Genomic DNA, 13,904 nt, shown 5'->3' on the forward strand with positions numbered 1-13,904 from the left:
TGCGGATAGCGGCCGGTCCGTCGGAAAGATGATCGAACAACATCGTTGTCTCCAGGTTGAGTGCTTCAGCAACCTCAGTCTGGCCTCAGACCCGGTCGCTATCCACTCCCCATGGAATCTTCGTCGCAAGGGCTCCTCGCAATGACGGAAAATGAGGCGCCATCCCGCGCCAATCCGCCCTTCGCCCCTGCGAAATCCGCATGGCCTTGCCGCGTTCCCGGCGCTAAAAGACGCCGGTCACACGGAGCAAGCCATGCAAGATCTCTGGCGCCTGTCGGCCGCCGACCTCGCTACCCTCGTCAAGTCCAGGAAGGTGTCCGCCCGGGAGGCCGCCAAGGCCGCCCTCGACCGCCTGGACGCCGTCAATCCCCAGCTTAACGCCGTGATCGACCACCGGCCCGAGGACGTGCTGAAGCAGGCCGACGCCGTCGATGCCGCCATTGCCAGGGGCGAGGACCCCGGCCTGCTCGCCGGCGTTCCCGTCACGATCAAGGCCAATGTCGACCAGGAGGGCTTTGCCACCACCAACGGCCTCAAGCTCCAGCGCGACCTGATCGCGCGCGAGGACAATCCGGTGGTCGCCAATTTCCGCAAATCCGGCGCGGTTCTCCTTGGGCGCACCAATTGCCCGGCCTTCTCCTATCGCTGGTTCACCACCAATCTGGTCCATGGCGACACCAAGAACCCGCGCGATGCCGCGCTGACGCCGGGCGGCTCGTCCGGCGGCGCCGGCTCGGCGGTCGCGGCCGGCATCGGCCACATCGCCCACGGCACCGACATCGCCGGCTCGATCCGCTATCCCGCCTATGCCTGCGGCGTGCACGGCCTGCGCCCGACCCTCGGCCGCATCCCCGCGTTCAATCCCGCGCTGCCGGAGCGCCCGATCGGGCCGCAGATCATGGCGGTGTCCGGACCGCTGGCCCGCACCGTGAATGACCTGCGCATCTCGCTCGCGGCGATGGCCGCGCCCGACGCGCGCGATCCCTGGTATGTGCCGGTGCCGCTGGAAGGCCCCGCGCGGCCGAAGCGCGCTGCGCTCTGCCTCAACCCGGACGGTCTTGCGACCACGCCCGAGGTGAAGGCGGCGGTGACCGACGCCGGCAAGCGCCTCGAGCGCGCCGGCTGGACCGTCGACGTGATCGAGAACACTCCGCCGATGCGCGAGGCCGTCGAGTGGCAGCGCAAGCTGTGGCTCGGCGATGCCTTTGAGGCGCAACTCGAGATGGCCGAGCGCGAGGGCGATCCCGGCGCGCTGGCGTGCCTGCGCGGCAACCGCGCCAAGGTCACGCCGATGGATCAGGCCAACTACGCGCAGGCGCTGACCCGCCGCGCCACGCTGACGCGCGACTGGATGCTGTTCTTCGAGAAATATGCCGTCGTGTTGACGCCGGTCTCCGGCGAGCCGCCGTTCCCCGATCATCTCGACGTCAAGGACGCCGCCTCCTTTGAGCGCGTCTGGGAAGCGCAGCTGCCGCAGATCGCGACCCCGTTCATGGGGCTGCCCGGCCTCGTGGTCTCCACCGGCCTCGTCGGCAAGATTCCGGTCGGCGTGCACATCGTCTCCGGCCGCTATCGCGAGGATCTGTGCCTGCTCGCGGGCGAAGCGATCGAGGCGGGCGGCGTGCCGCCGTCGCCGATCGATCCCGTGGGTTAGCGATGTCTGTGATCTACGACTTCAAGGCCAATTCGCTTCTCGGCGAAGAGGTGCCGATGCGCCGTTTCGAAGGGCAGGTGCTGCTGATCGTCAACACCGCGAGCAAATGCGGTTTCACGCCGCAATATCGCGGGCTGGAGGATCTCTATCGCGATCTGTCGCCGCGCGGCTTTTCCGTGCTCGGCTTTCCCTGCAACCAGTTCGGCGCGCAGGAGCCGGGGCAGGCGGACGAGATCCAGGCGTTCTGCTCCACCCATTACGACGTCACCTTTCCGCTGTTCGAGAAGATCGACGTCAACGGCGCCAACGCGCATCCCTTGTATGAGTACCTGAAACGTCAGCAATCCGGACTGCTGGGCGCCTCCATCAAATGGAATTTCACCAAATTCCTGGTGGACCGTGCCGGCAAGGTGATCGCGCGCTACGCGCCGACCGCAAGGCCGGAAGGATTGCGGCAGCAAATCGAGACCCTGTTATGAGCGAGACAATCATGAGCGACGAATTTCCCGACCGCCTCTCGGTCGACCCGAACAGCCCCTATTACAACGCGGACATCCTGTCGCGCGACGTCGGCATCCGCTTCAAGGGCATCGAGAAGACCAATGTCGAGGAGTACTGCATCAGCGAGGGCTGGGTTCGCGTCACCGCGGGCAACGCCAAGGACCGCTACGGCAATCCGCTGACCATCAAGGTGCATGGCCCGGTCGAGCCGTATTTCCGGGACAAGAAGTAGTTTGAGCTGAGCGCGCGCCGCGTTCTCTCCCCTCGTCATTGCGAGCGAAGCGAAGCAATCCAGAATCTTTCAGCCGAGGCAGTCTGGATTGCTTCGTCGCTTCGCTCCTCGCAATGACGAATAACCACCGAGGCCCCCATGTCCGTCCGCATCGTCGACGTCCGCGAGATCACCAAGCCGATCTCATCGCCGATCCGCAACGCCTATATCGACTTCACCAAGATGACGACCAGCCTCGTCGCCGTCGTCACCGACGTCGTGCGTGACGGCAAGCGCGTCGTCGGCTACGGCTTCAACTCCAACGGCCGTTACGGCCAGGGCGGCCTGATCCGCGAGCGCTTCGCCTCGCGCATCACCGAGGCCGATCCGAAGTCGCTGCTTAATGCGGCTGGCGACAATCTCGACCCCGACAAGGTCTGGGCCGCGATGATGACCAACGAGAAGCCGGGCGGCCATGGCGAGCGCTCGGTCGCGGTCGGCACCATCGACATGGCGGTGTGGGATGCGGTGGCGAAGATCGCCGGCAAGCCGTTGTTCCGCCTGCTCGCCGAGCGTCACGGCGTCACCGCCAATCCGCGCGTGTTCGTTTACGCCGCCGGTGGCTATTACTATCCCGGCAAGGACCTCTCGATGCTGCGCGGCGAGATGCGCGGCTATCTCGATCGCGGCTACAACGTCGTGAAGATGAAGATCGGCGGCGCGCCCATTGAGGAAGACCGCACCCGCATCGAGGCGGTGCTGAAGGAGATCGGCAAGGACGCGCAGCTCGCCGTCGACGCCAACGGCCGCTTCAATCTGGAAACCGGCATCGCCTACGCAAAGATGCTGCGCGATTATCCGCTGTTCTGGTACGAGGAGGTCGGCGATCCCCTCGACTACGCGCTGCAGGCAGCCCTCGCCGAATTCTATCCCGGCCCGATGGCCACGGGCGAGAATCTCTTCAGCCACCAGGACGCCCGCAACCTCATCCGCTACGGCGGCATGCGCCCCGACCGCGACTGGCTGCAATTCGACTGCGCGCTGTCCTACGGCCTGTGCGAATACCAGCGCACGCTGGAGATGCTGAAAACCTACGGCTGGTCCCCGAGCCGCTGCATCCCGCACGGCGGCCACCAGATGTCGCTCAACATCGCGGCCGGCTTGGGTCTCGGCGGTAACGAAAGCTACCCCGACCTGTTCCAGCCCTACGGCGGCTTCCCCGATGGTGTGCGCGTCGAGAACGGCCACATCACCATGCCGGACCTTCCGGGCATCGGGTTCGAGGGCAAGTCCGATCTCTACAAGGAGATGAAGGCGCTGGCGGAGTAGCCGGGCGTTGGAAACGCGACGGCGCCGCCACACTCTCCGTCATTGCGAGCGTAGCGAAGCAATCCAGAATCTTTCCGCAGCGGCAGCCTGGATTGCTTCGTCGCTGCGCTCCTCGCAATGACGGCGAAGGGAGCGGCGTCCCACGCCGGTACGTCGTGCACAGCAGCCGGTGATAGTCTCCGGTGTTTCCACACCCTTCGTCATTGCGAGCGCAGCGAAGCAATCCAGGATCTCTCCATGGAGGCAGTCTGGATTGCTTCGTCGCAAGCGCTCCTCGCAATGACGATGTGGTGACGAGCGGCGCTTTTTGCCGCGCCGTTCGCAGCCTTTGCTCGCATTCATCTCGTGGTTGTGATAGTTTTCAAGCTCTCTCGAAATGAGGGTGACCATGAAGCAGCCCTGCGTCTACATGTTCGCTAATCGTCGCAATGGGACGATCTACATCGGCGTCACGTCGAACCCGCTGCGCCGCGCGTTCGAGCATCGCGAGGGCCTGGTGAAGGGCTTCTCCTCGAAGTACAGCTGCAAGCTTCTTGTCTGGTACGAGCTGCACGCGTCGATGACCGACGCGATTATGCGCGAGAAGCAGATCAAGGGCGGCAGCCGTGCGGAGAAGCTTGCGCTGATCGAGAGCGTCAATCCGGATTGGTCTGATTTATACGAGACGCTGATCTGACCGCTGGGAGTAGAGCGGAAGCAGGCGAGACGGTCGCCACACACTCCGTCATTGCGAGCGCAGCGAAGCAATCCAGAATCTTTCCGCGGAAGCAGTCTGGATTGCTTCGTCGCGCTCGCAATGACGGTGGGGAGCGAGCGTGGCCCTTACGACAACCGCATATCCAGCAGCCGCCGTCCTTCGCCCTTCAGCAGCTTCTTCACTGCGCTCGACGCCACGACCTCGCCGTCGTTGGCATACGCCTCGTGGTTCTTCTCGATGTCGTCGAGGCGGTAGAGGTAGTTGACCATCACGCCGGCGGATTCGCGCAGGCCCTTGGGTGAGAGATCGCCGAGCCAGTTGATGCGTTCGAGCCGGGCGCCGTTGCCGAGATGGAAGCGCGCGACGGAATCGATCAGCTTGCCCTTCGGCGTGCGCGCCTTCAGGAAGTAGTGCGCGGCGAGCGGTTCGATCAAGGCGCGGAGCAGCGCTGTCGTCTCGGGGTTCTCGAACCATTTGGGATCGTCGAGACGCTTCATCAGCTCGCGGTCCTCGTCGGACAGCGGCAGGTCCTTGTCCTGCTTGACCCAATTCATGAAGCCCGGCACCGGCGACAGCGTCACGAAGGAGTCCAGCTTCGGTGTCTCGCGGCGCAGCTCCTCCACCACCTGCTTGATCAGGAAGCTGCCGAAGGAGATGCCGCCAAGGCCGCGCTGGGTGTTGGAGATCGAGTAGAACACGGCGGTGCGCGCCTTCTCGATCGGAAGGTGCTGGCGATCGACGGCCAGCAGCGGCGCGATCGCGCCGGGAATGGTCTCGGTCAGCGCGACCTCGACGAAGATCAGGGGCTCGTCGACCATCGCGGGATGGAAGAAGGCGTAGCAGCGGCGGTCGACCGGATCGATGCGGCGGCGCAGATCGTCCCAGTCGGAGATCTCGTGCACGGCCTCGTAGCGGATGATCTTTTCGAGGATGTTGGCCGGGGTCGACCAGTCAATCCGGCGCAGCACGAGAAACCCCCTGTTGAACCACGAAGAGAGAAGATGCGAGACGTCGCGGTCGAGCGCGGCGAGGTCGGCGTGTCCGTTCATCATGCCGAGCAGGTCGGCGCGCATGTTGACGAGATCGCCGGTCCCGCCCGGCGCGCGGTTGAGGCGGCGGATCAGCTCCTGCCGCCGCGGTTCCGAGGCGAAATGCAGCGAGCTGGCGTCCTCGTCGCTGGGCTTGGCGCGCCACTTCTCGATCGCCTTGGACAGCCGTTCGCGGTCGGGGCCGAAATCGCGCACCAGCGCCTCGAAAAAGGCGCGGCGTCCTGCCGCATCCAGATCCTGGTAGAGATCGAGCACTTCGCGCGCCATGGCTGTGCCGGAGGCTTCGCCCCGGCCCGACAGCAGCGCTCCGCAGAGCTCGATCAGGCCGGCGGCGTCCTGTTTGTGGTCCAGACCGTCGCCGCGGCGGAGCAGCGTCCGGCCGCGTTCGGAGATCGTGGCGAGCAGATCGGAGAAGAAGGCATTGGCCATCTGGGCTTTCGGATCAGGTTTGTGCGATGCGGGAAGCTTACACGGGATTTAGGCGGAAGCCGATCACAATCAAGCAGGGGAATACGGCATCTTTAGTTGGGCTGTGCGTTTCGGGAAGGCTGGCATGCCTGAAGAAGGCTTGGGAGACGGAGGCGCCTGCCTCAACCGCCGTCATTGCGAGCGAAGCAATCCAGACTGTTGCCGTGGAAAGATTCTGGATTGCTTCGTCGCTTCGCTCCTCGCAATGACGAGGCGGGCAGCAACCCTATTTCCCCGCAAACTCCGTCGGCGTCCGCCCCGTCACCTGCCGGAACGCCGCCGAGAACGCCGGCACGCTGGCATAACCGAGCTGCGTCGCGAGCTGTTTCACCGACACGCCCGCATCCGTCGACAGCCGCTGGATCGCCGCCGCGATCCTGGCGCGCTGGCACCAGCTTTTGAAGCTGAGCTGCGTCTCCGTCGAGAACAGCCGCGACAGCGTGCGGGCGGAGGTTCCGACCTCGCGCGCCAGCGTGTCGATGTCGTGCAGACCCGTGGGATCGTCGAGCACGATCATCGCGGCGCGGCGGCAGCGCGGCTCGTGCGGCAGCGGCACGAAGGTCGCGGGATCCTCGGCCTGGTGCAATTCCAGCATCACCAGGCGCACCAGCAACTCGGTGCGCTCCTCGGTGTTGCGCGCGTCGAACAGCGCCAGGATCGCCTGGTTGAGCAGCGGCGACACCCGCACCACGAAGTCCCTGGTCAGCCCCTCATGGCGCTGCTCGCGCTTCAGCCACGCCACGTCGAAATACAGCGTGCGCATCTCGATGTCGGCGAGCAGGTCGAGGGCATGCTCGAGCCCGGCCGGCACCCACACCGCGCGGTCCGGCGGCACCAGCCAGCGTCCCCCGGGCGTCGTCACCTGCATGGTGCCCTTGGCGGCATAGATCAGCTGCGCCTCGCGGTGCATGTGAGGGTCGATCCGCAAACCTCTCGGATAATCGCGCGCGACCAGGTGCACCCCCGCGGTCGAGCGGTGGTTGCCCCGGACCTCCCGGAGGATTGGCGTTTCCAAGATTGGCGTTTCCAAGACAGTCATTGGCAGCATCCCGTCATGGGTCCGACATATAACTCATTTCGGAGCAGGAGAGGATTCGTATGAACAGCCCCAGTCGGGTCATCAGTTTCGTCAACGCAGGCCATTTCATCGATCATTATTCGATGCTGATCTTCGCCGCCGCCGTGATCATCATGGGGCCGGCGCTCGGCATGGCCTATTCGGAACTGCTTCCCTACGCGACGCCGGGCTTCATCGCCTTCGGCGCCGGCTCGCTGCTCACCGGCTGGCTCGGCGACCGCTGGAGCCGCCGCCACATGATGCTGATCTTCTTCATCGGCATCGGGGTATCCATGATCTCGGTCGGCTTCGTGCAGACCCCGGCGCAGCTCGGCGCCGCGCTGCTGGCGATCGGCATCTTCGCCTCGATCTATCACCCCGTCGGCACGGCGATGATCGTGTCCTATGCCGACCGGCTCGGCCGCGAGATGGGCATCAACGGCGTCTGGGGCAATCTCGGCGTTGCCTCCTCGGCGCTGGTCACCGGCGTGATCGGCCAGTATTTCGGCTGGCGCTTTGCCTTCATCGTTCCCGGCATCGTCACCATCCTGATCGGCATCGCCTTTGCGATGATGGTCGTGCACGAGGACCGCAAGGGCAGCAAGCAGGCGGCGCCCCAGGCGCGCGTCGCCAAGCAGGACATGTGGCGCGTGGTGCTGTCGCTGCTGATCGTCGTGATCGCGATCTCAACCACCTTCAACGCCGTGACCGTCGCGCTGCCAAAACTGTTCGCGGAGCGGCTTGCCGATCTCACCAAGAGCCCGGCACTGCTTGGCGTCATCGCCGCCTGCGTCTACGTCTTCGGTGCGATGACGCAGTACACGATCGGCCGGCTGCTCGACCGCTACTCGCTGAAGACGGTGGCGCTGCCGCTGTCCTTCATGCTGGCGCCGTTCCTCTATCTCGCCGCGAGCCTGAACAATCTGCCGCTGATATTAGTGTCGATCGGCATCGTCATGGGCGCGTTCGGCCAGGTCACGGTGAACGACGCCATGGTCGGCAAATACACCAGCGAGGAATGGCGCTCGCGCGCCTATGCCGTGCGCTATTTCATCGGCTTCACCGCGGCGGGCGCCTCGGTCGGCCTGGTCGCCTGGCTCTACGAGCAGGGCGGTTTCGTCACCATGCTGCACGCGTTTGCCGGTTTGTGTCTGCTGGCGATCGCCGCCGCGATCATCCTGCCCCGCGAGATCCGGACGCCCGCGGCGGCGTGAGGTCTCCGTCATTCCGGGCTCGTCGCTGCGCGACGCGACGCTCTCCCCATCGTCATTGCGAGGAGCGAAGCGACGAAGCAATCCAGAGTCCCTCCGCGGAGGCACTCTGGATTGCTTCGCTACGCTCGCAATGACGGAGAACTGGGGGACGCCGCGGCACGTCACGCATCCTGCCCACGATGCCACTATGCCCCTGTTTTGCCCGACGGAGCAAGTCATTTCGGCAAAGCAGAAATTACCCAGCCTTTTCAACCCCATCCCTACTGTGCATGGGGTTGTTTTCGCACTTTTTGCCGGACCCTCGAGAATTACGGCTTCACCTCCGCCACCGGCTGCGGCTTCGGGCTCGTCTTCGATGCGCGCCAGTTCTCGAAGCGTTGCACCACCACGAAGAAGGCCGGCACGAACAGCACCGCGAGGCAGGTCGAGGCCAGCATGCCCGAGAACACGGTGATGCCGATCGACTTGCGCGCGCTGGCGCCGGCGCCGGTCGCGATCACCAGCGGCACCACGCCGAGGATGAAGGCGAACGAGGTCATCAGGATCGGGCGGAAGCGGGCGCGTGCTGCCTCGATCGCGGCTTCGATGACCGGCTTGCCGTCGCGGCCGTGCAGCTCGAGCCCGACCTCGACGATCAGGATCGCGTTCTTGGCGGAGAGCGCGATCAGGAGGATCAGGCCGATCTGGCAATAGAGGTTGTTATCGATCTTCAGGCCGTTGAGGATCAGTGTCGGTCCGATCAGCGACAGCGGTACCGCGAGGATCACCGAGATCGGCGCGTACCAGCTCTCATACTGGCCGGCGAGCACGAGATAGACCAGCAGCATGGCGAGGCCGAACACCCAGTAGATCTGGTTGGAGACCGCCTTCTCCTGATAGGACATCGCGGTCCATTCGAAGCCGGTGCCCTGCGGCAGCGTCTTGTCGGCGATCTCCTCCATCAGCTTCAGCGACTGGCCGGACGAGTAGCCCTGCGCTGGCAGACCGATCACGGTCGAGGAGGGATAGAGGTTGTAGAGGCTGATCAGCGACGGGCCCGTCGCCGGCGTGATCGTGGCGACGGTGCCGATCGGGATCATGTCGCCGTTGGAGTTGCGCACCTGCATGTTGGCGATGTCGCGCTCGGTGACGCGGAAGGCGGGATCGGCCTGCGTGTAGACCTGGAACACGCGGCCGAACTTGTTGAACTGGTTGACGTAGGAGGAGCCGAGATAGGTCGACAGCGCCGAGAACACCTGATCCGTCGTCACGTGCAGCGTCTGGGTCTTGATGCGGTCGATCTCGACGTTGAACTGCGGCACCGACGAGCGGAACGAGGACTGCACGCGCTGCAGTGCGCTCTGGCTCTGGCCGTTGGAGACCATCGCGCCGGTGATGGCCTGCAGCTTGGCGAAATCGCTGTTGCCGTCACGGAGCTCGACCTGCATCGAGAAGCCGGCGGCGTTGCCGATGCCCTGGATCGGCGGCGGCGGCAGCACGATGGTGCGCGCCTCCATGATGACCGCGAGCTTGTCGTTCAGCCCATAGACCAGCGAGCGCAAATCCTCGCCGGGCCCTTTGCGCGCGCCCCAGTCCTTCAGGATGATGTAGGCGACGCCGGCATTGGCAAGGCTCGCGCTGCTGTCGAGCGCGGAGATGCCGGCAATGGTGATGACCTGCTGGACGCCGGGCGTCTCCTTGATGATCTCGCTGGCACGGTCGAGCACGTTCTGGGTCCGCTCCAGCGAGGCGCCGTCGGGCAGCTGGATGGCGGCGATCAGATAGCCCTGGTCCTCGATCGGCAGGAAGCCGGTCGGCACGCGTGACAGGCCGTAGCCGCCGACTCCGATCAGCACCAGCGCGACGGCAACCGATACGGTGGCGTGCCTGCACAGGAAGGTGATCAATCGCGTGTAACCGCGCTCGACCCGGTTATAGACGTTGTTGAAACCGCGATAGAAGAAGTTGCGCTGCTCCGGCGGCACCGTCGGCCGCAGCCACAGCGCGCATTGCGTCGGCTTCAGCGTCGCCGCGTTGATGGCGGACAGCAGTGCGGTCGCCGCGATCACCAGCGCGAATTGCGAGTAGATGCGGCCGGTGAGGCCGGCGAGGAACGAGGCCGGCAGGAACACCGAGATCAGCACCAGCGTGATGCCGACGATCGGCGCGAACAGCTGGTCCATCGCCCTGATCGCGGCGTCATGGCCGTTCATGCCCTGCTCGATATTGTGGGCGGCGCCTTCGACCACGACGATGGCGTCGTCGACGACGATGCCGATCGCGAGCACGATCGCGAACAGCGTCGACATGTTGATGGTGAAGCCAAGCGCCGCCATCGCGGCGAAGGCGCCGATGATGGTGACGGGCACGGTCGTCGCCGGCACCAGCATCGCGCGCCAGTCCTGCAGGAACACCAGGATCACGACCAGCACCAGGAGGCCGGCCTCGATCAGCGTCATGTAGACCTCGTGCACCGAGGCCTCGACGAATTTGGTGGTGTCGAACGGCGTGTCGTATTGGATGCCTTCGGGGAAGCGCTTGGCGAGCTCCACCATCTTCTTCTCGACGGCCTGCTCGACCTGGAGCGCGTTGGCGCCGGGCGACTGGAACACGCCGATGCCGACGGCGGGCTGCTTGTTGAGCGAGAAGATCTGGCTGTAGGTCTGTGCGCCGAGCTCGACCCAGCCGACGTCGCGCACGCGCGTGACGTCGCCGCTGGTGCCCGTCTTGACGACGATGTTCTCGAACTGGGTGGCGTCGTCGAGCCGGCCGTTGACGTTGAGCGTGTACTGGAATGCCTGGCCCGGCGGCGTCGGCGGCGCGCCGACCTGTCCGGCCGAGACCTGCTGGCTCTGCTGCTGGATCGCCTGGATGACGTCCTGCGGCACCAATCCGCGCGCCTGCAGCTTGTTCGGATCGAGCCAGATCCGCATCGAGTACTGGCCGGCGCCGAACACGGTGACGTTGCCGACGCCGGGCAGGCGCGAGAGCTCGTCGCGGATGTTGATGGTGGCGTAGTTGCTCAGATAGAGGCTGTCGAACCGGGAGTCCGGCGAGGTCAGCGTGACGAACAGCAGGATCGAGGTCGACTTCTTCTGGACGGTGACGCCCTGGTTCTGCACCGAGGTCGGCAGTTGCGACAGCGCGCTGGAGACGCGGTTCTGCACCAGCACCTGCGCGAAGTTGAGATCGGTGCCGATCTTGAAGGTGACGGTCAGCGTGTAGGTGCCGTCGGAGGCGCTGTAGGACTGCATGTAGAGCATGTCCTCGACGCCGTTGACCTGCTGCTCGATCGGCAAGGCAACCGTGTCGATCACGGTCTTGGCGCTGGCGCCGGGATAGCGTGTGGTGACCTGCACCGTCGGCGGCACCACGTCGGGATATTGCGCGATCGCGAGGTTGAACAGTGCGACGCCGCCGATCAGGATCATCAGGAGAGCGATGACGTTCGAGAGGACCGGCCGCTCGATGAAGAATTTTGAGATCATGACCGGCGGCCCCTTACTTGCTTGAGGCCTGGGCCTGGTCGATCTTCGTCACCTGCGGGTCGATCTTCTGGCCCGGGATCACGCGCAGCAGCCCGGCGATCACCACGCGGTCATCGGGCTTCAATCCGCTTTCGATCACGCGCAGGCCGTTGTCGGCCGGGCCGACCTGCACCTTGCGCTGCTCGACCACGTTGTCGCCGTTGGCCACCAGCAGATAGCGGCCGCCCTGGTCGCTGCCGAGCGCGGTGTCGGGAACGAGCAGTGCATCCTTCTCCTGGGTGAAGGGCACACGGACGCGAACGAAATAGCCGGGCAGCAGCACCCGCTTGTCGTTTGGCACCACGCCGCGCACGGCGAGCGTGCCGGTCGACTGGTTGAGGGTCGGCGAGACGTAGTCGAGCTTGCCGTCATGCGGATAGCCGGTCTCGGTCTGCAGGCCGACCTGGATCGGGAATTGCTTCATGTCGGCGACGGTCAGCCCGCGGCGCGCCGCTTCGGCACGGATGCGCAACACGTCCTGCTCGTTGACGGTGAAGTTCACATAGATCGGGTCCATCGCGACGATGGTCGCGAGCTGGGTCGGGGAGGAGACGCCGACGAGCTCGCCGATCGAAACCAGATGCGCGCTGACGATGCCGTCGAACGGCGCGCTCACCTTGGTGTAGCCGTAATTGACCTCGGCGAGCCTGGTGTTGACCTGGGCCTGCTGGAGATTGGCCTGGGCGTTGTCGCGGGTCGAGGTCGAGGTGTCCAGCGTCGCCTGCGAGACCGCCTGGCGCTGCACCAGATCGGTCTGCCGCTTGAAGTCGGCTTCGGCTTGCCGAAGCGAGGCCTGCGCGCCGGCCTCCGCCGCCTGCGCCTGCTCGAGCTTGAGCTTGTAGGTCTCCGGCTCGATCGTGAACAGCTGGGTGCCCTGCTTGACGAAGGTGCCGTCCTGATAGTCCTGCGATTGCAGGAAGCCCTGCACCCGCGCGACCAGATCGACGCTCTTGATCGGCGCGGTGTTGCCGGTGGCCTCGACATAGCGCGTCACCGGCCGCTGCACCGGCGTTGCCACGTCCACCTTGGGCGGGGGCGGGGCGACATACGCGTTCTTGTCCTCGCAGCCCACAAGGACCGCCAATGCGGCCAGGGCCGTCAGCGCTCGTCCGATCTGTCTCCACTCTCCGTTGCGATGTGCGAGAGATGCGGGATTCGCGCGGGTCATTCGATCGCCCCCGATTGCGGTGTGTCGGTGCGGCAGGGTACCAACAAATGACCGGCCGTGGAACACCATAGCCATGGCAGTCACAGCCCTTGCACCGCAAACGGCGGCGTGGCCTTTGACAAGGTTTGTCATGACAAACCGCTTTTCATTGCACGCACGATCGACCACAATTGTGTAAGGCCGCGTGACCGAGGCGGAGCGCTCGGGATGAAAGACGAGAAGAACAAGAAGAAAAGGTGAGGAGAGCATGAGATGCGAAAATCCCTCCAATCGGTCCTTGCCGGCCTCGTTCTCGCAGTGGGCCTCGTCATGCCCGCGCTAGCTGATGGCTTGAAGGACGAGATCGCGCCGACCGGCAAGCTGCGGGTCGCGATCGCGATCAGCCCGGCGGGCGGCGCGTTCTGGTCGACCAAGACGGAGGCCGGTTATGCCGGCGTCCCCGTCGATCTCGGCAAGGAGATGGCGGCCCAGCTCGGTGTCCCCGTCGAATATGTCGTGCACCAGAATTCCGGGCAGATCACCGATGCGGCTGGCAAGGGGACATGGGACGTGACCTGGTTGCCGAAAGATCCCGAGCGCGAGACCAAGATGCTGTTCGGCCCGATCTACGAGGTCGCCGACGCCACCTACATCGTCAAGGCCGGATCAAACATCACCAATTTCGCCACGCTCGACCAGACGGACATCAAGGTCGCGGCCGTCAACGCGACGACCACGATGCGCGGCGCGGTGGCGCATTTGAAGAACGCGAAGGTCACGGGCTACCAGACCTATGACGAGATCTTCGGCCTGCTTAGGAGCGGCGAGATCGACGCCTTCGCGCTATCACGCGACCAGCTCAACAAGATGGCGCAGAAGATTCCCGGCACCAAGGTGCTGGACGAGACGTTCAAGAAGACGGTGACCGCAGTCGCCGTTCCGCTCGGCCATCAGCAGTCTCTGGCGTTCGTCACCAGGTTCATGAACGATGCGGTGACGAACGGCACGCTGCGCAAGGCCTATGACAACAACGGCCTGAAGGACACGCCGATCCGCACCGAGTAGGGCAGG

Annotated in this window: 12 protein-coding genes; 7 read left to right on the forward strand and 5 right to left on the reverse strand. The window is 64.9% G+C overall.

The genetic code is table 11. The features are described 5' to 3' along the window. Positions 1 to 253 precede the first annotated feature (253 nt). The 4 genes from RAD16_RS36415 (at position 254) to tarD (ending at position 3,695) form a co-directional block, all read left to right on the forward strand. Positions 254 to 1,654 (forward strand): amidase family protein, encoded by a 1,401-nt coding sequence (locus tag RAD16_RS36415; RefSeq protein WP_458162694.1) that lies wholly within the window; start codon positions 254 to 256, stop codon positions 1,652 to 1,654. Between the two features lie 2 nt (positions 1,655 to 1,656). Continuing rightward, positions 1,657 to 2,133, forward strand: coding sequence for a glutathione peroxidase (locus tag RAD16_RS36420; protein WP_458162695.1), 477 nt, complete (start codon positions 1,657 to 1,659; stop codon positions 2,131 to 2,133). Beyond that, complete coding sequence (locus tag RAD16_RS36425) at positions 2,130 to 2,387, forward strand: DUF3297 family protein (protein WP_148754636.1); 258 nt, start codon at positions 2,130 to 2,132, stop codon at positions 2,385 to 2,387. Before RAD16_RS36420 ends, RAD16_RS36425 begins: the two co-directional genes overlap by 4 nt. A 138-nt stretch (positions 2,388 to 2,525) precedes the next feature. Next, entirely contained in the window at positions 2,526 to 3,695 is a 1,170-nt protein-coding gene (tarD, locus tag RAD16_RS36430) for a D(-)-tartrate dehydratase (RefSeq protein ID WP_458162696.1), read from the forward strand. Between the two features lie 39 nt (positions 3,696 to 3,734). On the opposite strand, the gene RAD16_RS36435 is transcribed toward tarD, so the two are convergent. Further along, a complete protein-coding gene (locus tag RAD16_RS36435; protein WP_458162698.1) occupies positions 3,735 to 4,085 on the reverse strand; it encodes a hypothetical protein in 351 nt (116 codons plus the stop codon). On the opposite strand from RAD16_RS36435, the gene RAD16_RS36440 reads away from it, so the two are divergent. Further along, positions 4,084 to 4,371: a GIY-YIG nuclease family protein gene (locus tag RAD16_RS36440; protein ID WP_458162699.1), complete on the forward strand. Its 288-nt coding sequence runs from the start codon at positions 4,084 to 4,086 to the stop codon at positions 4,369 to 4,371. The two genes, RAD16_RS36435 and RAD16_RS36440, sit on opposite strands and share 2 nt — an antisense overlap. A gap of 146 nt (positions 4,372 to 4,517) precedes the next feature. Here RAD16_RS36440 and RAD16_RS36445 read toward each other — a convergent pair whose 3' ends face one another. Next, positions 4,518 to 5,870, reverse strand: a complete 1,353-nt coding sequence (locus tag RAD16_RS36445) for a malonyl-CoA decarboxylase (RefSeq protein ID WP_458162700.1) — start codon at positions 5,868 to 5,870, stop codon at positions 4,518 to 4,520. A 265-nt stretch (positions 5,871 to 6,135) separates the two neighbouring features. Further along, positions 6,136 to 6,957: an AraC family transcriptional regulator gene (locus RAD16_RS36450; RefSeq protein ID WP_458162701.1), complete on the reverse strand. Its 822-nt coding sequence runs from the start codon at positions 6,955 to 6,957 to the stop codon at positions 6,136 to 6,138. 50 nt (positions 6,958 to 7,007) lie between these two features. Between RAD16_RS36450 and RAD16_RS36455 the strand changes: the two genes are divergently transcribed. After that, positions 7,008 to 8,180: an MFS transporter gene (locus RAD16_RS36455; protein WP_458162702.1), complete on the forward strand. Its 1,173-nt coding sequence runs from the start codon at positions 7,008 to 7,010 to the stop codon at positions 8,178 to 8,180. Positions 8,181 to 8,488: 308 nt separating this feature from the next. On the opposite strand, the gene RAD16_RS36460 is transcribed toward RAD16_RS36455, so the two are convergent. Both RAD16_RS36460 and RAD16_RS36465 read right to left on the reverse strand, forming a co-directional pair. Then, positions 8,489 to 11,647 carry an efflux RND transporter permease subunit gene (locus RAD16_RS36460; RefSeq protein WP_458162703.1) on the reverse strand — a complete coding sequence of 1,053 codons (3,159 nt, stop codon included), beginning with the start codon at positions 11,645 to 11,647 and terminating at the stop codon, positions 8,489 to 8,491. Between the two features lie 13 nt (positions 11,648 to 11,660). Next, a complete protein-coding gene (locus tag RAD16_RS36465) occupies positions 11,661 to 12,854 on the reverse strand; it encodes an efflux RND transporter periplasmic adaptor subunit (RefSeq protein ID WP_458162704.1) in 1,194 nt (397 codons plus the stop codon). Positions 12,855 to 13,106: 252 nt separating this feature from the next. Between RAD16_RS36465 and RAD16_RS36470 the strand changes: the two genes are divergently transcribed. Further along, positions 13,107 to 13,898 (forward strand): transporter substrate-binding domain-containing protein, encoded by a 792-nt coding sequence (locus tag RAD16_RS36470; protein ID WP_458162705.1) that lies wholly within the window; start codon positions 13,107 to 13,109, stop codon positions 13,896 to 13,898. Positions 13,899 to 13,904: the final 6 nt, after the last annotated feature.

The organism is Bradyrhizobium sp. 18BD, assembly GCF_054185225.1.

Bases quoted from the DNA above. Each gene is read 5' to 3' on its own strand.
- RAD16_RS36415 (WP_458162694.1), top strand. From the start codon at position 254: ATGCAAGATCTCTGGCGCCTGTCGGCCGCCGACCTCGCTACCCTCGTC.
- RAD16_RS36420 (WP_458162695.1), top strand. From the start codon at position 1,657: ATGTCTGTGATCTACGACTTCAAGGCCAATTCGCTTCTCGGCGAAGAG.
- RAD16_RS36425 (WP_148754636.1), top strand. From the start codon at position 2,130: ATGAGCGAGACAATCATGAGCGACGAATTTCCCGACCGCCTCTCGGTC.
- tarD (WP_458162696.1), top strand. From the start codon at position 2,526: ATGTCCGTCCGCATCGTCGACGTCCGCGAGATCACCAAGCCGATCTCA.
- RAD16_RS36440 (WP_458162699.1), top strand. From the start codon at position 4,084: ATGAAGCAGCCCTGCGTCTACATGTTCGCTAATCGTCGCAATGGGACG.
- RAD16_RS36435 (WP_458162698.1), bottom strand. From the start codon at position 4,085: ATGGTCACCCTCATTTCGAGAGAGCTTGAAAACTATCACAACCACGAG.
- RAD16_RS36445 (WP_458162700.1), bottom strand. From the start codon at position 5,870: ATGGCCAATGCCTTCTTCTCCGATCTGCTCGCCACGATCTCCGAACGC.
- RAD16_RS36450 (WP_458162701.1), bottom strand. From the start codon at position 6,957: ATGCTGCCAATGACTGTCTTGGAAACGCCAATCTTGGAAACGCCAATC.
- RAD16_RS36455 (WP_458162702.1), top strand. From the start codon at position 7,008: ATGAACAGCCCCAGTCGGGTCATCAGTTTCGTCAACGCAGGCCATTTC.
- RAD16_RS36460 (WP_458162703.1), bottom strand. From the start codon at position 11,647: ATGATCTCAAAATTCTTCATCGAGCGGCCGGTCCTCTCGAACGTCATC.
- RAD16_RS36465 (WP_458162704.1), bottom strand. From the start codon at position 12,854: ATGACCCGCGCGAATCCCGCATCTCTCGCACATCGCAACGGAGAGTGG.
- RAD16_RS36470 (WP_458162705.1), top strand. From the start codon at position 13,107: ATGCGAAAATCCCTCCAATCGGTCCTTGCCGGCCTCGTTCTCGCAGTG.